The sequence below is a fragment of the Nitrogeniibacter aestuarii genome, assembly GCF_017309585.1.
Lineage (GTDB): Bacteria > Pseudomonadota > Gammaproteobacteria > Burkholderiales > Rhodocyclaceae > Nitrogeniibacter > Nitrogeniibacter aestuarii.
On the sequence record NZ_CP071321.1, the window covers coordinates 4,535,770 to 4,554,949 of the forward strand.

The 19,180-nt window shown below is 65.2% G+C and carries 18 protein-coding genes; 9 read left to right on the forward strand and 9 right to left on the reverse strand.

Annotation, left to right across the window (positions count from 1 at the left end):
• Positions 1-2: 2 nt before the first annotated feature.
• From J0W34_RS21160 to J0W34_RS21170, 3 genes are all read right to left on the reverse strand, one after another.
• Positions 3-902 carry a DMT family transporter gene (locus J0W34_RS21160; RefSeq protein ID WP_230970104.1) on the reverse strand — a complete coding sequence of 300 codons (900 nt, stop codon included), beginning with the start codon at positions 900-902 and terminating at the stop codon, positions 3-5.
• A 457-nt stretch (positions 903-1,359) separates the two neighbouring features.
• On the reverse strand, positions 1,360-2,301 hold the full coding sequence (locus tag J0W34_RS21165) for a ribose-phosphate diphosphokinase (protein WP_227817508.1): 942 nt from the start codon (positions 2,299-2,301) through the stop codon (positions 1,360-1,362).
• Between the two features lie 105 nt (positions 2,302-2,406).
• Positions 2,407-3,054: a c-type cytochrome gene (locus J0W34_RS21170; protein ID WP_230970105.1), complete on the reverse strand. Its 648-nt coding sequence runs from the start codon at positions 3,052-3,054 to the stop codon at positions 2,407-2,409.
• A gap of 222 nt (positions 3,055-3,276) precedes the next feature.
• Between J0W34_RS21170 and J0W34_RS21175 the strand changes: the two genes are divergently transcribed.
• The 3 genes from J0W34_RS21175 to J0W34_RS21185 all read left to right on the forward strand — a co-directional run bounded on the left by J0W34_RS21175 (position 3,277) and on the right by J0W34_RS21185 (position 6,925).
• A complete protein-coding gene (locus J0W34_RS21175) occupies positions 3,277-5,109 on the forward strand; it encodes an ATP-binding protein (RefSeq protein ID WP_230970106.1) in 1,833 nt (610 codons plus the stop codon).
• An 83-nt stretch (positions 5,110-5,192) separates the two neighbouring features.
• The gene (locus J0W34_RS21180; RefSeq protein WP_227817505.1) at positions 5,193-5,696 is read left to right on the forward strand and encodes a MarR family winged helix-turn-helix transcriptional regulator; all 504 of its coding nucleotides are present in this window, start codon (positions 5,193-5,195) and stop codon (positions 5,694-5,696) included.
• Positions 5,693-6,925 carry a multidrug effflux MFS transporter gene (locus J0W34_RS21185; RefSeq protein ID WP_230970107.1) on the forward strand — a complete coding sequence of 411 codons (1,233 nt, stop codon included), beginning with the start codon at positions 5,693-5,695 and terminating at the stop codon, positions 6,923-6,925. Before J0W34_RS21180 ends, J0W34_RS21185 begins: the two co-directional genes overlap by 4 nt.
• A 975-nt stretch (positions 6,926-7,900) precedes the next feature.
• On the opposite strand, the gene J0W34_RS21190 is transcribed toward J0W34_RS21185, so the two are convergent.
• The 6 genes from J0W34_RS21190 to J0W34_RS21215 all read right to left on the reverse strand — a co-directional run bounded on the left by J0W34_RS21190 (position 7,901) and on the right by J0W34_RS21215 (position 13,098).
• Positions 7,901-9,106 carry an exo-beta-N-acetylmuramidase NamZ family protein gene (locus J0W34_RS21190; protein ID WP_407941114.1) on the reverse strand — a complete coding sequence of 402 codons (1,206 nt, stop codon included), beginning with the start codon at positions 9,104-9,106 and terminating at the stop codon, positions 7,901-7,903.
• A 5-nt stretch (positions 9,107-9,111) separates the two neighbouring features.
• Positions 9,112-9,657: a DOMON-like domain-containing protein gene (locus tag J0W34_RS21195; RefSeq protein ID WP_230970108.1), complete on the reverse strand. Its 546-nt coding sequence runs from the start codon at positions 9,655-9,657 to the stop codon at positions 9,112-9,114.
• 51 nt (positions 9,658-9,708) lie between these two features.
• Positions 9,709-10,014: an antibiotic biosynthesis monooxygenase family protein gene (locus J0W34_RS21200; protein ID WP_227817501.1), complete on the reverse strand. Its 306-nt coding sequence runs from the start codon at positions 10,012-10,014 to the stop codon at positions 9,709-9,711.
• A 98-nt stretch (positions 10,015-10,112) separates the two neighbouring features.
• Positions 10,113-10,862, reverse strand: coding sequence for a M48 family metallopeptidase (locus tag J0W34_RS21205; RefSeq protein WP_227817500.1), 750 nt, complete (start codon positions 10,860-10,862; stop codon positions 10,113-10,115).
• 117 nt (positions 10,863-10,979) lie between these two features.
• Positions 10,980-12,311, reverse strand: coding sequence for an MFS transporter (locus J0W34_RS21210; RefSeq protein ID WP_230970109.1), 1,332 nt, complete (start codon positions 12,309-12,311; stop codon positions 10,980-10,982).
• 103 nt (positions 12,312-12,414) lie between these two features.
• The gene (locus tag J0W34_RS21215; protein ID WP_227817498.1) at positions 12,415-13,098 is read right to left on the reverse strand and encodes a GntR family transcriptional regulator; all 684 of its coding nucleotides are present in this window, start codon (positions 13,096-13,098) and stop codon (positions 12,415-12,417) included.
• A gap of 168 nt (positions 13,099-13,266) precedes the next feature.
• Between J0W34_RS21215 and dctP the strand changes: the two genes are divergently transcribed.
• From dctP to J0W34_RS21245, 6 genes are read left to right on the forward strand one after another with little or no spacing between them, the layout of a single operon-like run.
• Positions 13,267-14,295, forward strand: a complete 1,029-nt coding sequence (gene dctP / locus J0W34_RS21220) for a TRAP transporter substrate-binding protein DctP (protein ID WP_227817497.1) — start codon at positions 13,267-13,269, stop codon at positions 14,293-14,295.
• Between the two features lies 1 nt (position 14,296).
• The gene (locus tag J0W34_RS21225; protein ID WP_230970110.1) at positions 14,297-14,881 is read left to right on the forward strand and encodes a TRAP transporter small permease; all 585 of its coding nucleotides are present in this window, start codon (positions 14,297-14,299) and stop codon (positions 14,879-14,881) included.
• Positions 14,878-16,224 carry a TRAP transporter large permease gene (locus J0W34_RS21230; protein WP_230970111.1) on the forward strand — a complete coding sequence of 449 codons (1,347 nt, stop codon included), beginning with the start codon at positions 14,878-14,880 and terminating at the stop codon, positions 16,222-16,224. The genes J0W34_RS21225 and J0W34_RS21230 overlap by 4 nt, the downstream gene beginning before the upstream one ends.
• A 6-nt stretch (positions 16,225-16,230) precedes the next feature.
• Positions 16,231-17,880: a malonate decarboxylase subunit alpha gene (gene mdcA / locus J0W34_RS21235; RefSeq protein ID WP_230970112.1), complete on the forward strand. Its 1,650-nt coding sequence runs from the start codon at positions 16,231-16,233 to the stop codon at positions 17,878-17,880.
• 9 nt (positions 17,881-17,889) lie between these two features.
• Positions 17,890-18,285 carry a malonate decarboxylase acyl carrier protein gene (gene mdcC, locus J0W34_RS21240; protein ID WP_230970113.1) on the forward strand — a complete coding sequence of 132 codons (396 nt, stop codon included), beginning with the start codon at positions 17,890-17,892 and terminating at the stop codon, positions 18,283-18,285.
• On the forward strand, positions 18,282-19,178 hold the full coding sequence (locus J0W34_RS21245) for a biotin-independent malonate decarboxylase subunit beta (RefSeq protein WP_230970114.1): 897 nt from the start codon (positions 18,282-18,284) through the stop codon (positions 19,176-19,178). Before mdcC ends, J0W34_RS21245 begins: the two co-directional genes overlap by 4 nt.
• The last annotated feature ends 2 nt before the right edge of the window (positions 19,179-19,180 follow it).

A 19,180-nucleotide genomic window follows, 5' to 3' on the forward strand; every position in this document is an offset into this window, starting at 1 on the left:
GCTCACATCGGCTGGCGGCGTCTGGACCGGAACCAGGGTCTGAACGTCTCCCACTGGTGAAGCACCAGCCCGGTGAGAATCAGCATCACCCCGAACCAGAGGCGCGGGGTGGTGTGCTCGCCATTGAGGGCCTGCCCCAGCAACAGCGCCAGTACCGGCGTGATGAGGGTGATGAGCGCCACCCGCGAGGCTTCGAGGTGCCGGATGCAGTGGTAATACGCCGCAAAACCGATCACCGAGCCGAACACCCCGAGATACACGATGGCACTGAGCGCCCTGGGGGCCACCTCCATCGGCACCTGCCCCTCGGCAAACCACCACACCAGGGCAAAGCCCGGCAATGCCGCCCCCACGGTCCCCACGGTGGTCGCCAGTGGCGGGCTGTCGTTGCCGATACGCTTGATCCACACCATGCCCGCGGTGTAGCAGATCATCGCCACGACCAGCGCCAACAAGCCCGCCACGGTCGCCCAGCCACCACTGATACCGCCCTGCAGAAAGATCACCGCCAGCCCGCCGACACCGAGCACGGCGCCCGTCAGGCGCTTCTTCGTGAGCGAGCGCTCACCCAGCCACAGGGCGGCCAGCACCGCTGCGGCCAGCGGCGAGAGCCCGAACATGACCGAGATGAGGCCCGAGTGCACATGGCGTGAGGCCCAATAGGTGAGTGCCATACCCACGAACAGGCTGGCGCCACCGACCGCATAGACACGCCGCGCGTGGGCATGGGTTGGAAACGGGATACGGAACACCACCAGCACGAGCGCACCGATGATCACGCCGATGAGCATGCGCGAGAACAGGGCAAAGGCAAAACCGGCCCCTTCGGTGCTCCACTGGATGGCGAGCGGCGTCGTGGCCCAGATGAGGATCACGCTCAGGTAGGCAATCTGGACAGGCATGTCGCACCTCCATTCGATTCCGCTTGATGGACGTATTGAACGAAGGGCACACGCGGTCGCATGACCTGCTCCGATCGCTGCGCGCACCCGCGGGAGGTGGCAATGTCGGCGCGGAAGAGACAGGTCAGCAGGCTCATGGGTTTTCTCCTGGTGGTTGAGCACAAGAACGGTGAGGCAAAGGCATCACCCGGAAACAGACCGCCCGAAGGCGGCATTCATGACAGACACGAGGTGGGGAAACAGAAACAAAAGGGCCGCGGTGGTGTTCACCGCGGCCCCGAGCAAATTCGGTATGAATCGAACGCTAGCTGCGTTCAGGCCCCGGCCACGCGCGAACGCGCCACGCACACAGGGTGCGTCGCATGAAGCGCGGCAGCGGACGGAGCAGGTTTGAATTCATGTCGATGAGTGTGCCGTCATGCCGGCAGGGTCGTCAATCGTTTTGTGTTTCACGGGCTTACTTGAAGAGCGCGCCCACACTCTCGCCACTATGGATGCGCTCGATGGCCGCCGCCAGCAGGGGCGCGACCGTCAGGACCGTGAGCTTGTCCAGGCGCTTGGTCTCGTCCACATGGCAGGTGTTGGTCACTACGATGGACTCGAGCGCCGAATTGCGCAGCCGCTCAATGGCGGGGCCGCACAACACGCCATGCACCGCACCGGCATGAATGCTGCGCGCACCGGCCGCCTGCAGGGTTTCGACCGTGGACACCAGGGTGCCGCCGGTGGAGATTTCGTCCTCGAAGATCACCACGTCCTTGCCGCGCACTTCACCCACCACCTGGCCCTGCTTCACCTCGGTGTCACTCACCCGCCGCTTGTCGATAATGGCCATGGGAATGCCCAGGCGCTCGGAGAAGCGCCCGACACGCTTCGCGCCGCCGGCATCGGTCGCCACCGCCACCATGTTGGACAGGTCGTAGTGCTCGCGGAAGTGGTTGGCAATGGTGGGGATGGCGGTGAGGTGATCGACCGGCACACTGAAGAAGCCGTGCACCTGGTCCGCGTGCAGATCCATGGTCAGCACCCGATCAGCCCCGGCCGTATGCAGCATGTCGGCCACCAGGCGCCCGGTGATCGAGATGCGCGGCGCGTCCTTTTTGTCGGAACGGGCGTAGGAGTAATACGGAATCACCGCCGTCACCCGCTTGGCCGAAGCACTGCGCAGGGCGTCGAGGGTGATCATGAGTTCCATGATGTGATCGCTCACCGGCGTGGTGAAGGACTGAACCACGAACACATCGCGCTCGCGCACGTTGTGCTGGACCTGCACGTGCAGGTTATCGTTGGAGAAGCGTGACACCTCCAGCGGACTGACGGGGATGCCGAGGGTGTTGCAGATTTCCTCGGTCAGATCGTGGTTGGACCCGCAGGCAAAGACTCGGAGGGCGTCATTCATGTCGAACTCGGGCGTGAATCGTCTCGGAAAGTGTCCATTGTAGACCGGCAGAACGGCCACTTGGGCCGTTCGACACACATCCACCCGAGCGGAATGCCCGACGCCTCAGGGCAGAGAACGCAAATACGCCACCACAGCATCGATCCGCGGCTCGCCCAGCTTGGTCACCTGGGCCGTCATCGGCGGATAGATCCGCTCGCCCGACATGGTCAGATAGCGCTTGAGACTGACCCGCAGGTACTTCTCCTGCTGGCCGGCCAGACGCGGCACCTGGGCGTTGCCGTGGCCATCGGCACCATGACACTGGGCGCACAGACTGGCGTAGGCCTTGCCCCCGGCAGCCACCAGCGCGGCGTCACTTTGCGCCGCCGCGGGTGGCGTGCGCGTGGTGTAGTAAAGGACCAGTTGCGCCCGTTCGTCCGGAGAAAGCGCTTTCATCAGACCTTCCATGAACGGATTCTTGCGATCCCCCGACACGAAAGACTCGATCTGCCTGAGCAGGTAGGCCGGATGCTGTGCCGCCAGATTGGGCACATCCGGAATGGCGCTCACACCGCTCTGACCATGGCAGTTCGCACAGAAGGTGGCCGTTTTGGATCCGGCCTCGATGGCCGCCTCGCGCGCATCGGGATCTTTGGCCATACCCGCCAGAATGGTGGCCACATCCGCCGCACCTGCTGCGCTTGCCCATGCAGGATTGAACAGCAGCGCGGTGGTAACCGCCGCAAGCTTGATGTAGTGCCCGATCTTCATGAGGCACCCTCCTAAAGACACATAAAATCACAGTTCAGGTGAACTCACGGCACAGGCGGACGCATACTTGAGCATCGGCTGATGCCAAAAGGGCAGCCTTATGCTCAAATAAATCAATGGCATAAAAGAGAATGCCCGCAAATCCGCGGCATTGTTGCGTTTCCGTTCAGACGCTTCGTGCTAGTCTGTTTTCCTGAATCTTTTAGTTACAACCCGAGTTTCGTGTCCCCAGACGCCTCCAAGATCTCGACACAAGAGCGCAAGGATGATCAGGTCGCAGCCGAGTGCGAACGACAGATCACCCAGATGCTTTACCGTAACAACGGTTTTGCCATTGGCCTGTCGGCGGCAGTGAGCCTTCTCGTGGCCGCAGGCAACCTGGCCATGAGCGGCCCGCCCGCGCTGATCGCTCTCTGGCTGTCGATTTTCCTGGGCATTCAGGGCTGGCGTTACTGGCAACTGCGGCGGGCACGCCGCTACTTCGCCAATGGCGGCGAGCCCACCATGGCGTCGCGCGCGCCCGTGCTCCACGGTATCGTGGTCTCGGCCATCGGCTGGGCCCTGGCCGGCGTGATGCTGCTTCCGACCGGCAATTTCGAGGCCCGCCTGTTCACGGCGGTGGTCATCGTCTCGTCCACCACGGGCGCGATCCCGCAGGCGGGCATCTGGGCCAAGGCCTATCTGAGCTATCTGATCATTTCGATGGTGCCGGTGGCACTGGTACTGCTCCTGCATCCTGTCGAACAGATCGATATGGTGCTGGGCCTGGCCGTCTTTCTCTACATGGTGACCGCCAACGGCGGTGCCAAACGCTTTCGCACCAGCATGCTCGACAGCGTGCGCCTGGGTGTCGAACGCGCCCACCTCATCCGCGAACTCGAAGAAGCACGCGACCGGGCCCACGCCTCCAGTCGCGCCAAGACCGAGTTCCTGGCCAATGTGAGTCACGAGATCCGCACCCCAATCAACGCCATTCTGGGCTTCAGTGAAATGGCACTGGACGATCCGCGCAGCGACGACATGCCGCGCCATCTGAACGGCATCCGTCGTTCCGCTCGCGCCCTGCTTTCGCTCGTCAACGACGTGCTCGACATGTCCAAGATCGAATCGGGCATGCTCACCACCGAGCAGACCTGCTTTTCGCTGGATGAGACCATTGCGGGGCTGCTCGACATCTATTCCACCGAAGCGCACCGCAAGGGACTGCGCCTGCAGATCGATCGTGCCGATGACGTGCCCGACCTCATTCGCACCGACCCGCTGCGCCTGCATCAGGTGCTGTCGAACCTGCTCTCCAACGCCGTGAAGTTCACCGAACGTGGGCAGGTGACCCTGAGTGTGAAGCAGGTCGAATCGCGCGAGCACTGGCGGCGGCTGTTGTTCGCGGTGACCGACACCGGCATCGGCCTGACCAAGAAGCAGAGCGAACATATCTTCGACAGCTTCAGCCAGGCCGACACCAGCACCACGCGCCGCTATGGCGGCACCGGTCTGGGCCTGTCGATTTCACGGCAGCTGGTTCGCCTGCTCGGCGGCACCGGCATCGTCGTCGCCAGCCAGCGCGGCCGGGGCAGCCGTTTCAGCTTCGAACTGCCGGTGACGGTGGCCGAGAGTGCCGAGCCGGCGAGCGACGCACGCGCGACATTGCGCCCACCGGGCGATGCCGAGCACATGCGCGTCCTGCTGGGAGAGGATTGTGACGACAACCGCTTCATCATCGGCAACATGATCGAGCGCGCGGGTCATCACATCTGCTCGGCCCATAACGGACTCGAAGCGGTACGGCGCGCCGAGAGCGAAGAATTCGACGCCATCATCCTCGACATGCACATGCCGGAAATGGACGGTCTCGAGGCCACGTGCCGCATCCGCCAGCACGAGATCATGGCCGGCCGCCCCCGCACCCCCATCATCATGCTCACCGCCAGCGTACGCCCCGAAAACCGCGAGGCCTGCCTGGCCGCGGGCGCGGATCGCTACCTGCTCAAGCCGGTGGACGCAGAGCAGCTCATCGCGGCACTCACCAGCCTGCACGACTCCCTCGGCATGCCCTGAGCACACGCAGCTCAGCGTGGTTGCGGGCCATCTGCATGAACATTTATCTTGCTAGAAAGCAATCTAGCTGATAATTTAGATTCATGAAACCACGCTGCCGCACCCGCTGCGAAGACATGCTTCGCCAGACCGCCGAAAGTTTTCCCGAGCTTTACAGCCCGGGCATGCGCGCCATTGCGCGCATTTTCCGTCTGCGCGATCTCATCTTCGAAAACGCCCAACGCGAAATGGCGCGCTTCGACCTCTCTCCCGCCGAGTACTCGGTGCTCTCCGTGCTGCGCAAGACGCCGCCCCCCCACGCACTGCGTCCCTCGGACATCACCAAAGGCATGCTGCTCACCTCCGGCGGGCTGACCAAGGTGCTCAAGACACTGGAAGACCGCGGCTTCATCGAACGTGAGGACGACCCCGACGACAAGCGCGGCAGCCTCGCGCGCCTGACACCGGCCGGCATTGCCTTCAGCGAACAGGTCATGCACGCCGTGGTCGGCGGCGATGTGGCCATGCTCGAACGCGTGGCCGACGCGCCAGCGGTCGAGGCGCTCGCGAACGCCCTCCAACCCTTCACGGAGGCGCTGGACCGATGAACCCCAACCCCGTCCCCGAAACAGGCGCCCGCGCCGGACGCATGCATTTCTACGAATTCGTCGGCTTCATTGCCGCCTGCATGGCGCTCAACGCCCTGGCCATCGACGTGATGCTGCCGGCACTGCCTGACATGAATCGCGATTTCTTCCTGAGCGACCCCAACCAGAGTCAGGCGGTGATTGCCCTGTATCTGGGCGGCATGGGTCTGTCCCAACTGTTTTACGGCCCGCTCTCCGACCGTTTCGGCCGGCGACCGGTGCTCATCGGCGGTCTTGCCCTGTTCTCCCTCGCCGGTCTGCTCTCCGCCATGACCCAGAGCTTCTCCATGCTGCTGGCCGCGCGCTTCATCCAGGGCCTGGGCGCAGGCGCCCCGCGCGTCGTTGCCGTCTCCCTGGCGCGCGACACCTATTCGGGCACCCAGATGGGCCGGGTCATGTCGCTGGTCATGATGGTGTTCATGGCGGTCCCCATTCTGGCCCCCTCCATCGGCCAGCTCATCCTGCTGGTCGCCCCATGGCGCTGGGCCTTCGGTGCCCTCGTGGTCGGCGGCGGCCTGATGCTGGCGTGGACCCTGTACCGCCTTGAGGAAACCCTGCCGACGCATCGCCGACGCTCGATCTCCCCGGCCTCGGTATTCGAAGGCTTCCGCATTGCCCTGACCACCCGCACGACCCTGGGCTACATGCTCGCCATGGGGCTGGTGCTGGGCGCCCACATGGGCTTCATCATCTCGGCGCAGCGCATTTTCATGGACGTGTTCAACGCCGGGCAACGCTTCTCGCTACTGTTCGCCCTGGTCGCACTGGCCATGTCGGTGGCCGCCTTTACCAATTCGAAACTGGTCATGCGCTTCGGCATGCGCCGGCTCGCCATCATCGGGCTGTGCACGCTCATCGTGCTGAACCTTGTTCACCTGGCACTGGTCTGGCACCACCCCGAGTCACTTCCGATCTTCCTGCTCATGCAGGCCGGCAGCATGTTCATGTTCGGTTTCCTGGGCGCCAACCTCAACACCCTGGCCATGGAGAAAGTGGGTCATGTGGCCGGCACGGCCTCGTCACTGATCGGCTTCTTCACCACGGTGAGCGGGGCTGTGCTGGGTTTTATTGTCGGGCAGTGTTTCGATGGCAGCGTGGTGCCGCTGACCAGTGCCTACGTTCTCCTGGGCGCAGGGGCCTTGTTCATCGTGATGATGACGGAGCGAAATGGACCGGTTGCGATGGCGTAAGCGGGACTGTTAAAGAGGTTTGGGCCGGGATGCGCGGTCGTCGTGACGTGCATCGCTCTGCAGGTTGTGGAGGTTCATGTTTCGCCCGGAAGGGCGACAGACCTCGCCAGAATGGCAGGTCCGGAGTGCCCTCGGTCGCGCCAATCGCCAAGCGCCGGGGGCGGAAACACGGGCTTCGCTGTCTGAGCCCGATAGGGCGAGTTGGCGAAGCACGCCGCCTCCGGGGTTTGGCGGTTGGGGATCGCCGCAGGCGACACGACCGTGGGCTGTGCTTCTTTGCTTACTTTCTTGCACAAGCAAGAAAGTGAGGCGCCCGCCGGGGCGAAACCCGGCCAATGCCGTTTCGTGCCTGAACGACCTCACGCATGAGTTCAGTGTTGAGTCGGGACACCATTCCATTCTTGTTTCGCTGCTGGTTTCGCCCTGAGGGGCGACCTACTTTCTTGGCGCGCAAGAAAGTAGGCAAAGAGACGCATCCCGCTTTTCGTGGCCCTGCGGGCTACCCTCGCTGCCCGAATGCCCGGCAGGCGGATTCGCAAACTCGCCCTTCGGGCTCAGACAACGAAACCGCTTTTTCTGCCGGACATCCGGGCGACTCGGCACGACAGAGGGATTGGGGGTGTGCCAACCCGCCGCTTCTTTCAGATTTAGACGGATGATCCCGGCTACGGCCCCACCACAATGGGACGCCCGCTCCGCCCTCGAGAGCGCCAATCGACAAGCGCCGGGGGCGGCACAAGGGCTTCGCTGTCTGAGCCCGCAGGGCGAGTTGGCGAAGCACACCGCCTCCGGGGCTTGGCGATTGGGAATCGCCGGCAGGCGACGCGATCGTGGGCCGTGCTTCTTCGCTTACTTTCTTGCACAAGCAAGAAAGTGAGGCGCCCGCCGGGGCGAAACCCGGCCAACGGACCTCACTTGAATGCGCCAGCCGCCGCAACAGCTTCGCTCGCTAAAGCACCAGCACCAGCAACGGCTTCAATACAGCAACAGCGGCTGCACCGCCTCCCGCCAGGCGGCCTCATCCGGCTTGGTCAGCGCATCCAGATCCGCCGGCGCGGCTTCCGGGTCATCCACCCATTCACGCAGCAGCGGGCTGCCGTTGATGAGATCGATGGCGAGGCGCTCGAACTCGTATTCATAGGGGAAATCACGCCACAGCCGGTAGTCCGGATACAGATGGCGGATGGCTTTGAAGGCGAGTGTCTGCAGGCGCCAGGGCTTGAAGGTGGTGTGCTGGTAATGCGCCGCCGCCTCGACGTGAATCTGCACGCCATGACAGAGCCGGGTCTCGTGCTTGTGGAAAGTGGGCTCGAACCAGCATTCGCGCAGCACACAGCCGCCCAGCCACTGGGGCGCCAGTTCGCTCATGGTCCGCATCACCGCAAGGGCGTCGATATCCGGCGCACCGAACAGTTCCAGCGGTCGGGTGGTGCCGCGCCCTTCGGAGAGGGTGGTGCCTTCGAGCATCACCGTGCCAGCGTAGGCGCGTGCCATGGAGAGGTTGGGGGCGTTCGGGCTCGGGTTGATCCAGGCGCGCTCGCCCAGGGGCCAGCCAAAACCCGGCGCGGCGCCCGGATGCCAGCCGCTCATGGGCACAACATGGTAATCCACATCGAGATCAAGCTGATTGACGAACCACTGGCCCATCTCGCCCATGGTCAGGCCATGGCGCATGGGCATGGGCCCGGCGCCCACAAAGCTCTCCCAGCCTTCGCGCAGGCTCAGGCCCTCGACCGGGCGACCGGCGGGGTTGGGGCGATCGAGCACCCACACCGACTTGCCGTGGGCGGCAGCGGCTTCCAGCACGTAACACAGGGTGGTGATGAAGGTGTAGATGCGACAGCCCAGATCCTGGAGGTCCACCAACAGCACATCGAAGGTGTCCATCATGGCATCGGTGGGGCGACGCACCTGGCCATACAGGCTGAAGACCGGAATGCCGAGGCGCGGATCCCGATAATCCGGCGACTCCATCATGTTGTCCTGCTTGTCGCCACGCAGCCCGTGCTGAGGGCCAAAGGCGGCAGTCAGTTCGATATTGGGCAGCTCTGCCAGCGCGTCGAGGGTGTGGGTCAGATCTGCGGTGGTGGATGCCGGATGCGCCAGCAGGGCGACCCGTCGGCCTTCGAGGGGTCGACGCAGCGCGGCGTCTTCGGTCAGGCGATCGATACCGAACTTCATGCAACTCATTCCTTGCCAAGCATCAGCGCGAATCCGTCGCGATGATGAAAATCAGGCTGTGGTTCCGGGTGGGCCAGCGCCCAGTACGAGCGCGTGCCCTCGTGTGTCTCGATCACGCAGCTGAGCGCCGCCTGCCGGGCCGCGGGCGGCAGCAAGACGGCCGGAATCGGCACGCTGACGGTCGTTACCGCACCATCGTGCGCGCATTCGATATCGGGCCGCCATGCCGGTTGACCCTGATCGGCCCGCACCCGGTACGCGGCGAACCGGTAGCAGGCCCACGGCCCGGCAGGTGAGGCGTTGAACTCCACATAAGCCTCCGAGTCCGGTACCGCCACGAAGGCCTCGCAACAGGTGTGCTGCCACAATCCGTCCGTCGCCTGTCTCGGCGCGTCGGCCGGCCACAGGATCAGGCCATGGGGGTCTTCGACCCGGTAGTCGAGCTGCCACGCACCATCATCGGCGAGACGGACCGTCACGGTCACCGACACACCGGCAGGTGCGGGCACGGCCGGGTGGGGAACAAGCGTCAGGACGGACGAAGAGACCATCGAACCGGGGCTGCGGGATCAAAGGCCACGGAGTGTAACGCGCCGCCCGCCTCAGAGGACCGACTGAAACATTTCCAGTTGCGGCGGGCCCATGTACATGTCGCGCGAACTCTTGCCCGCATTGGCGTGGGCGGCGCGGAAGGCCTCGGACTGGGTCCAGGCTTCGAAATCGGCCTCGGAACGCCATTCGGTGTGCGAGGCGAAGAGGGTGAATTCCTCGTTGCTGGCGCCTTGCAGCAGGTGGAAGCGGACGAAACCCGGCACATCGGCCAGATAGCTGTCGCGCTCGCGCCACATCTGCACGAAATCGTCTTCTTTCCCGCGAGCGATGCGGAATCGGTTCATGGCCAGGTACATGGCATTGGCTCCATCAAAACAAAAAAAGGTCCGGTCCATTGTAGGACCGAACCTTTTCCGATGCGTTGCGCGGTGGCCTGACCACCGCACACCGGCAATCAGGCCAGCTGGGCGCGCATGCGGGCAGCCCGCTCCTTGGGTGCCGGATGGGTGGACAGCCAGCTGCTGTCGCGGCCGCCGGACATGGCGTCGAGCTTTTCGAGCGCGGTCACACAGGCCTGCGGGTCATAGCTTTTCTTCTTCATGAAGGCCATGGCGTAGTCGTCGGCCTCGTTTTCATTGCCCTGGGAGTGCTGTGCGCGCACCACCTTCTCGAACAGCTCACCCAGCTGGGAGTCGGCCAGCGCGGCCTGATCGCCACCGCTGGCCGCCAGCGCCTCGCGCAGGCCGCCGGAGGCCATCGCCACCTGCATGCGCTTGCGCGAATGGCCCGACTTCACGTGACCCATTTCGTGGCCGACCACGTAGCGGATCTCGTCGTCCGACATCTTGTCCATGAGGCCGCTGTAGAGGCGCACCGTACCGTCGGCCATGGCAAAGGCGTTCACTTCTTCGGTCATGTAGACGGCAAAGTTCAGCTTCATGCCGTCATGCGTATCCAGACCCTGGGTGAGCTTGGTCAGGCGCTTGCCGTACTTGCTGCCGGCCGGTGCCACCTCATGCTGGGCGTCCTGCTCGTCGCGCAGCTGGGCACAGTAGTTGGCGATGTCTTCGTCACTCAGGGTGGCGGCTCCGGCCAGGTCCTTGGCCGCACCGATGGCACGGCCCAGATCGAAGGCCGACACCGGCCCTGCCATGGAAACGCCCAGCGCCAGCAGGCACTGACGCAGCATGTCACGTCTGTTCATTGGGAGATTCTTCCTCGTTGCGATTGAAACGCGCGCCCCGAGGGGGCGCGGAGCGGATTGTCCCAGAGGTCGCCACCCTTGAACAGGAAAAAATGCCAACGTGCTATGCGTGTTATTTCAGCGCCCTTGCTGGACTTCATCCAAGCCCAGGGCGCTGAAGGCGGCGAGTACGGCCATGAACGCGAACACCGCCAGCACCGCCACCTCACCCGCCACCTGGGCCAGCACACCAAAGGCGCCCCCCGCGATCAGCACGACGCCGATGACCGTATTCGACAGCGCGGTGTAGTTTGCCCGCTGGTCCGCATCGGCCATGTCCACGATATGCGTGGAGCGGCCCAGGCGGACCCCCTGGTGCGCCACCATCAGCACGAACAGCAGCGCGGCAGGGACCAGCACGCCTTCGAGAAGCCCCGGGGCCACAAGCGCCAGGCCGGCGGTTCCGGCCAGCGCGACGGCGGCCACGATGCCCGCGAGCATCAGCACCTTGCGGCTGGAGCGGTCCGACAGGCGGCCCCACACATACGCACTCACGAAACTGGCCAGTGACGAGGCCACGATGAAGCCGCCGAGCTGGTCGAGCGCGCCCTTGCCGGCTTCGCCCGACACGGCGAGCAGAAACGGGGGTGACAGGGCGGTGGAGACCAGCAGCGCCCGCACCAGAATGAATCGGCGTAGTTGCGCATCCTCGCCGAGCAGGGCGAATTGCTTGCGGAACAGGGTCAGCGCGTTGCCCCCGCCCTCGGTGGCCCCGGGGGCCTCGGTGAGGGTGGCGAACAAGGCCGCTGCGGCCAGCCACAGGCCGCCCGCGAGCAGCAGCACGGCGGCCACCGTCGCCGTGGTACGGGGGAAAACGCCAAAGGCCAGTGCCAGGCCGAACAGCAGGACGATGACCGAGGAGGCCGATCCGGCCGCACCGGTGGCAGTACCCCGGGTGGACTTGGATACCGTCTTGCCGAGCACATCCTTGTAGCTCACCGAACAGGCCCCGCGTGCCAGCGCGGCGACGGCCAGCAGGCCCACGACGACCATGCCGGCGGCGGTGCCCTCGAGCGTGAGCGCGGCGATGGCGATGCCGATGACTGCCAGCCCCTGTCCGACACTGCCGATGACCCACACCCACTTGCGCACCGCCAGACCGCGGATGGCGGCCGCAATACCCAACTGCGGAAGCAGGGCGCCCGCCTCGCGCACCGGCACCAGCAGGCCGGTCAGCCAGGCCGGCACGCCCAGCGCCCCGAACAGCCAGGCGAGGATGAGTTTGGCGTCGGCAAAACCGTCAGCGCTTTTGGTGGCCCCCAGGCTGAGCACATGACGCATGAAGTTGCCAGGCTGGTCATTGCACGCGGATTCGGGGATGTCCTTGCAGATGCGGCCTTCGCTGTCATCGGCAAGCAGGGTGTAGGCCTCGCGTGCGAGGCGGCTGGATTCGGTGTTGGCGGCGGACATGGGGCGTTGAGAGGCGACGTCGAGTGAGGTCGACTATACCTTCGCGAAGGCCCCGTCCATCGGCGTTTGCGGCCGATCCGCGCAGAAACCCGAGCGGGGTCGGTCAGGCTGCGTCGGAAGTCTGCATGGCCTGCAGTGAAGCGACCAGGTCGGCAAAGCGCTCACCCTGGACGACCACATGGCGCTGGAGCGTATCGGCCGCCCCTTCGCTGTCGCCCTCGAGAATGCGCTCGACGATGGCCTGATGCTCCGAATAGGAGGTGCGCATGCGGTTGCGCACGCGCAGCTGCAGGCGTCGATAGGGGCGAAGCCGGCGGTGCAGCGCCTCGGCCTGCTCGGCGAGAAAGCCGTTGTGGCTCGCCTGGTAGATGCGCTGATGGAAGACCTCGTTGAGCCGGTAGTACTCATCCGGGTCGTCCGCATCGCGGGCCGCTTCGCAGGCGCGATGCGCTTCGAGCAGTTCCGCCTGCTCGGCGGGGGTGATGCGTCGTGCCGCGAGACGGCCGCACATGGCTTCGAGCTCGGCCATCACTTCGAACATCTCGCACAGCCGCGTGGCGCTGGCCTGGGCAACGATGGCGCCGCGTCGGGGACGCATCTCGATCATGCCGGTGGAGGCCAGCTGGATGAGGGCTTCGCGGATGGGCGTGCGGGAGACACCGAATTCGTTGGCGAGGTCCTGCTCATCGAGTCGCATGCCGGGGCGGTATTGCCCGGTCACGATGCGTTCCTCGATTTCTTCCCCCAGCTGTTCAGAGCGTCGCAGCGGAGTCGCGGTGTCACTCATGGATATCTCCGATTGTCGGATGCAGTGATTTTCATTATACGTGAGTCTTGACAATGAATACATGACTGCCTAGCTTGTATACAAAACAAAAACACTTGCACACATGACTGGTTCCCGGTGCCCCTCTGGACACCCCGGCCATGATGAAAACCACCAAAGGAGACTCAAATGACAAAGAAGCCGTTCCGGGCACTCGTGTCCGCCCTCATCAGCGCCACCTTCGTGGCCATGGCGCCAGCCGCTGTTCACGCCGCCGACACCACGACGCTGAAGCTGTCGCACCAGTTCCCGGCCTCCAATGGCCCCGACGGCGACTTCCGCGACCAGCTGGCGCGCAAGTTTGCCGCCGAGGTCGAGCAGAAGACCGGTGGTTCGCTGAAGATCGAGATCTACCCGGGCAGCTCGCTCATGAAGACCAAGAGCCAGTTCAGCGCGCTGCGCAAGGGCACGCTGGATCTGTCCGTGCTGCCGCTGGCCTATGGCGGTGGTGAAGTGCCGGAAGTGACCATCACCCTGATGCCGGCCCTGGTGCAGAGCTACGAGCAGGGCCTGCGCTGGAAGACCGCGCCGATCGGCGTCGAACTGGAAAAGATCCTTGAAGAAAAGGGCATGAAGATCCTCACCTGGGTGTGGCAGGCCGGCGGGATCGCCAGCCGCGGCGAGCCGGTGACCAAGCCGGCCGACATGAAGGGCCTGAAAGTGCGCGGCGGTGACCGCAGCATGGACCTGCTCATCAATGGCGCCGGCGGTGCCGCCACCAACCTGCCGTCCAGCGAGATCTACAGCGCCATGTCCACCGGCGTGCTCGACGCGGCGCTGACCTCCAGCACCTCGCTGATCAGCTACCGCCTCAACGAAGTGGCCAAGTCGGTGACCACCGCGCGCGGCAAGACCTTCTGGTTCATGTTCGAGCCGCTGCTCATCTCCATGGAAGCCTGGAACCGCCTGACCCCCGAACAGCAGAAAGTGGTGACCGAAGTAGGCGCCTCGCTCGAGCCCTTCGCCATGGAAGGCGCCAAGCGCGACGATGAACGCCTGGCCGAGGTCTATGCCGCCTCGGGCGACAAGGTGGTGGACATGGACGACGCGGCGTTTGCCGAGTGGGTCGCCATTGCCAAGGAAACCGCCTACAAGCACTTCGCGGAAAACGTGAAGAACGGCCAGGCCCTGATGGACATGGCCCAGTCGGTGAAGTGACATGAACAACGCCACCCACTCCTCGGCTGCCCCGCAGCCAACGGAGCCGGGTGGTCGGTCGGTCTGGCGCGTGTTTGCCCAGTCCGTGAAGGGCTTCAACGTCCTGACCGGCTACCTGTCCGCCATCGTCGTCGTCATCACCTCCCTCGTCGTGTGCTACGGCGTGTTCATGCGCTACTTCATGGACTCGCCCATCGACTGGGGGCTGGAGCTGTCGATCTTCCTGCTCATCATCGCCACCTTCATGAGCGCCGCCTACACCCAGCTGCAGCGCGGCCACGTAAACATCGAGGTGCTCGAACACATCCTCTCCCCCAAAGCCAACCGGGTGCGCTACCTGATTGGCGATGCCCTCTCGCTGGTGTTCTGTGCCTTCCTGGCCTTCAACGCCTGGGAGTTCTTCCTCGAAGCCTTCGAGGACGGCCGCATCACCGAAAGCACCTGGGGCCCGAAACTGTGGGTGCCCTATCTGTTCATGGCCATTGGCAGCACCGCCCTGTCGCTGCAGCTGCTGGTCCAGATCGTTGACGTGCTGGTCGGCTGGAAAGGCCGCCCCCATGTCACCGGCCCGGAATGGAGGGAATGATGGATACGACCACCATTGGTCTGCTGTACTCGGGCGTCACGCTGATCCTGCTGTTCTCCGGCATGCCCATCGCCTTTGCCCTCGGCCTGTCCGCCCTGGGTTTCATGGCTGTCTTCATGCCTTCGGCCCATCTGGGTTCGGTGGCCGAAACGATCTTTTCCGAGCTGGACAACTTCACCCTGCTGACGATTCCACTGTTCGTGCTCATGGGCGCGGCCATCGGCAAGACGCGGGCCGGCGCGGACATCTACAACTCGCTCAATGCCTGGCTGCACAAGGTGCCCGGCGGCCTCGGCTTGGCCAACGTGTTCGCCTGCGCGGTGTTCGCCGCCATGTGCGGCTCCAGCCCGGCCACCTGCTCGGCCATCGGCTCCTCGGGCATCCCGCAGCTGGTCAAGCGCGGCTACTCCGAGGGCCTGGCCACCGGCATCATCGCCGCGGGCGGCACCCTGGGCATCCTGATTCCGCCTTCACTCACGCTGATTCTGTATGGCCTGGCCTCCGAGCAGTCCATCGGCCGCCTGTTCATGGCCGGCATCGGCCCGGGCACCCTGCTGATCGTGCTCTTCGCCCTGTGGGTGATGTTCAAGTACAAGCTCGAGCGCCAGATGGCCACCGGCCGCGACGATGCCGCCTCGCAAGCCATCCTCGAAGACGAACAGATCACCTGGCATGACCGCCTTTCGGCCCTGCCGCGCCTGCTGCCCTTCGGCATCCTCATCGCCGTGATCATGGTCGCCATGTACGGCGGCTGGGCAACGCCGTCGGAGGTGGCCGGCATCGGCGCCGTGGGCGCCACGGTGATGGTGATCCTGCTCTACCAGTGCTACCGGCCGGACGACATCAAGACCATCCTGTCGGGCACCATCCGCGAGAGCACGATGATCATGATGATCATCGCCACCTCCTTCCTGTTCACCTACGTGATGAGCTACCTCGGGGTGACCCAGAAGGCCGCCACCTGGCTGGTGGAGCTGGAGCTGTCCAAGTGGGTGTTCTTCTTCTGGGTGAACGTGTTCATCATCGTGCTGGGCTTCTTCCTGCCGCCGGTGGCCATCATCCTCATGGTGACGCCCATCCTGCTGCCGGCGCTCAACGCGCTCAACATCGACCTTATCTGGTTCGGCATCGTCATGACCATCCTCATGGAGCTGGGTCTGATCACGCCGCCGGTGGGCCTGAACCTGTTCGTGATCAACGGTATCTCGCCGGACATCAAGCTCAAGAACATCCTGCTGGGCAGCCTGCCCTTCATCGGGCTGATGCTGCTGGCCATCGTCATCCTGTGTCTGGTACCGGGCATCGCCACGTGGTTACCCAATCACTTCTATCAAGGGGGCTAAGCTGACATGAGCGCCTCTCAACAATGGAACACCCTCCAGCAGGGCCGCATGCGGCGGCTGGAGCGGGCCGCCGCCCTGGCGCAGGGCAAGCGGGTCGAGGCCGACAAGGTGGTCGAGCTGCTCGAAGCGATCATCGAACCGGGTGACCGCATCTGCATCGAGGGCAACAACCAGAAGCAGGCCGACTTCCTCGCCCGCGCCATGGTGCAGACCGACCCCGAGCGGGTGCGCGAGCTGCACCTGGTGCAGTCGGTGCTGTCGCTGCCCGAACATGTGGACATCATCGAGCGCGGCCAGGTCAGCCGCATCGACTTCTCCTTCTCGGGCCCGCAGTCCGGCCGCCTGGCGCGGCTGGTGGAGTCGGGGCGCATCACCATCGGCGCCATCCACACCTACCTGGAGCTGTTCGGCCGCTACTTCGTGGACCTCACGCCCCATGTGGCGCTGGTCGCGGCGCAGATGGCCGACCGCCAGGGCAACCTGTACACCGGCCCCAACACCGAGGACACACCCGCCATTGTGGAGGCCACCGCCTTCAAGGGCGGTATCGTCATCGCCCAGGTGAACGAGATCGTGGACACCCTGCCGCGGGTGGACATCCCCGCCGACTGGGTGGACTTCACCGTGCCGGCGCCCACGCCGCACTATGTGGAGCCCCTGTTCACCCGCGACCCGGCGCTCATCACCGAAACCCAGGTGCTCACCGCGATGATCGCCATCAAGGGCCTGTACGCGGAGTACGGCATCACTCGGCTCAACCACGGCATCGGCTTCGACACCGCCGCCATCGAGCTGCTGCTGCCCACCTACGCCACCGAACTCGGCCTCAAGGGCAAGATCTGCACCCACTGGGCGCTCAACCCGCACCCCACGCTGATCCCGGCCATCGAGGCCGGCTTCGTGCAGTCGGTGCATTCCTTCGGCTCCGAAGTGGGCATGGAGCACTACGTGGCCGCGCGGCCGGACGTGTTCTTCATCGGCCCCGACGGGTCCATGCGCTCCAACCGGGCCTTCTGCCAGGCCGCCGGCCACTACGCCTGCGATCTGTTCATCGGCTCGACCCTGCAGATCGACCTGCACGGCAACAGCTCCACCGCCACCCGCGGCCGCATCGCCGGTTTCGGCGGCGCGCCCAACATGGGGGCCGATGCCCGTGGCCGTCGCCATGCTTCGCCGGCCTGGCTCAAGGCCGGCCGGGAAGGGCGCGGCAACATCGCCATGCCGCGCGGCCAGAAGCTGGTCGCCCAGGTGGTGGAGACCTTCCGCGAACACATGGAGCCGGCCTTCGTCGAGCGTCTGGACGCCTGGGATCTGGCCGAATCGGCGGGCATGGACCTGCCACCGGTGATGATCTACAGCGAAGACCTCACCCACATCATCACCGAGGAAGGCATCGCCCACCTGGTGCGCTGCCGCACCCCGGAAGAGCGCGAACAGGCCATCCGCGGCGTAGCCGGCTACACCCCGGTGGGCATGGGCCGCGACAAGCGCGCAGTGGAGAACCTGCGTGACCGCGGCATCGTCCAGCGCCCGGAAGACCTGGGCATCGACCCGCGCCAGGCCACCCGCGACCTGCTTGCCGCCCGCAACGTCAAGGATCTGGTGCACGCCTCGGGCGGGCTCTACGATCCCCCGAAGAAGTTCCGCAACTGGTAGGAGCGTGACATGGAACGATTTGAAATCACCCTGCCCGCCCAACCCGCGGGTGCTGCCCGGCAGACCGCCCTCACCGGCGTCGTCTCCTCGGGCAACCTGGAAGTGCTGGTCGAGGCGGGTGCGAACCCGTCGGCCTGCACCATCGAGGTCAACACTTCGGCCCACGGCTTTCGCGACATCTGGGAAGCGGTGCTGAGCGACTTTGCCGAGCGCCACCCGGCCGGGGGCCTGCGCATTGCCATCAACGATGCCGGCGCCACGCCCGCCGTGGTGAGCCTGCGCCTGGCCCAGGCCTTTGAAGACAGCACCGGGGAAGCATCAAGCGTCGGCGCACGGCCGCCCGAAGGCGACGCGCCTCCTCCCTCGGGGAGGATGTCGCGAAGCGACAGGAGGGTAGAAAAATGAGCCGACGCATCAGCTATTTCGAAGCCAGCGCGCGCGCCCGCGTGGCCGCGCTGGCCGACGCCGGCAGCTTCACCGAGTTCTGCCCGCCCGCCCAGCGCCGCACCAGCCCGCACCTGGCCCGGCTCGACGCGCCGGTCGCTTTCGACGACGGCGTGGTGGTCGGCTCGGCCACCGTGGATGGCCAGCCGGTGCTCATCGCCGCGCAGGAAGGCAAGTTCAACGGCGGCGCCGTGGGCGAAGTGCACGGCGCCAAGATCCGCGGCCTGCTCGAACGCGCCGCCCGCGAGAAACCCGCCGCCGTGCTGCTGCTGGTGGATTCCGGCGGCGTACGCCTGCACGAGGCCAATGCCGGCCTCATCGCCATCTCCGAGATCATGCGCGCCCTCATGGCCGCCCAGGCCGCCGGCGTGCCGGTGTTCGCCCTCATCGGCGGCTCCTGCGGCGCCTTCGGCGGCATGGGCATCGTCACCCGCCTGTGCGACGAAGTGATCATGTCCGAAGAAGGGCGCCTGGGCCTGTCGGGCCCTGAAGTGATCGAAACCGTGAAAGGCGTGGGCGAGTTCGATTCGCGCGACCGCTCCCTCGTCTGGAGGGTCACCGGCGGGAAACTGCGCCGGGCGCTGGGTGAAGCCACCCGGCTGGTGGACGACGATGCCGCGTCCTTCCGCGCCGCCGCCGTCGCCGCACTGACGAACCATCGCAGCGCCCCGGGAGATCTGGCCTCGCTCAAGGCCGCACAGGCCGCGCTCACCGAGCGCCGCGCCGCCCACCCGGACACCCGCGACGGGCTCGAGGTCTGGCGCGCCATGGGCCTGCCCCAGCCGGAGGCCGTGCCCATGCTCGCCGCCGACACCTTCAACCAACAGCTCGCGCAGCTGGCCACGGAGGCCTGATC

What these genes read in the sequence shown, in the direction of transcription:
- J0W34_RS21160 (WP_230970104.1), bottom strand. Translation starts at nt 902, where the DNA reads ATGCCTGTCCAGATTGCCTACCTGAGCGTGATCCTCATCTGGGCCACG.
- J0W34_RS21165 (WP_227817508.1), bottom strand. Translation starts at nt 2,301, where the DNA reads ATGAATGACGCCCTCCGAGTCTTTGCCTGCGGGTCCAACCACGATCTG.
- J0W34_RS21170 (WP_230970105.1), bottom strand. Translation starts at nt 3,054, where the DNA reads ATGAAGATCGGGCACTACATCAAGCTTGCGGCGGTTACCACCGCGCTG.
- J0W34_RS21180 (WP_227817505.1), top strand. Translation starts at nt 5,193, where the DNA reads ATGAAACCACGCTGCCGCACCCGCTGCGAAGACATGCTTCGCCAGACC.
- J0W34_RS21185 (WP_230970107.1), top strand. Translation starts at nt 5,693, where the DNA reads ATGAACCCCAACCCCGTCCCCGAAACAGGCGCCCGCGCCGGACGCATG.
- J0W34_RS21190 (WP_407941114.1), bottom strand. Translation starts at nt 9,106, where the DNA reads ATGAAGTTCGGTATCGATCGCCTGACCGAAGACGCCGCGCTGCGTCGA.
- J0W34_RS21195 (WP_230970108.1), bottom strand. Translation starts at nt 9,657, where the DNA reads ATGGTCTCTTCGTCCGTCCTGACGCTTGTTCCCCACCCGGCCGTGCCC.
- J0W34_RS21200 (WP_227817501.1), bottom strand. Translation starts at nt 10,014, where the DNA reads ATGTACCTGGCCATGAACCGATTCCGCATCGCTCGCGGGAAAGAAGAC.
- J0W34_RS21205 (WP_227817500.1), bottom strand. Translation starts at nt 10,862, where the DNA reads ATGAACAGACGTGACATGCTGCGTCAGTGCCTGCTGGCGCTGGGCGTT.
- J0W34_RS21210 (WP_230970109.1), bottom strand. Translation starts at nt 12,311, where the DNA reads ATGTCCGCCGCCAACACCGAATCCAGCCGCCTCGCACGCGAGGCCTAC.
- J0W34_RS21215 (WP_227817498.1), bottom strand. Translation starts at nt 13,098, where the DNA reads ATGAGTGACACCGCGACTCCGCTGCGACGCTCTGAACAGCTGGGGGAA.
- dctP (WP_227817497.1), top strand. Translation starts at nt 13,267, where the DNA reads ATGACAAAGAAGCCGTTCCGGGCACTCGTGTCCGCCCTCATCAGCGCC.
- J0W34_RS21225 (WP_230970110.1), top strand. Translation starts at nt 14,297, where the DNA reads ATGAACAACGCCACCCACTCCTCGGCTGCCCCGCAGCCAACGGAGCCG.
- J0W34_RS21230 (WP_230970111.1), top strand. Translation starts at nt 14,878, where the DNA reads ATGATGGATACGACCACCATTGGTCTGCTGTACTCGGGCGTCACGCTG.
- mdcA (WP_230970112.1), top strand. Translation starts at nt 16,231, where the DNA reads ATGAGCGCCTCTCAACAATGGAACACCCTCCAGCAGGGCCGCATGCGG.
- mdcC (WP_230970113.1), top strand. Translation starts at nt 17,890, where the DNA reads ATGGAACGATTTGAAATCACCCTGCCCGCCCAACCCGCGGGTGCTGCC.
- J0W34_RS21245 (WP_230970114.1), top strand. Translation starts at nt 18,282, where the DNA reads ATGAGCCGACGCATCAGCTATTTCGAAGCCAGCGCGCGCGCCCGCGTG.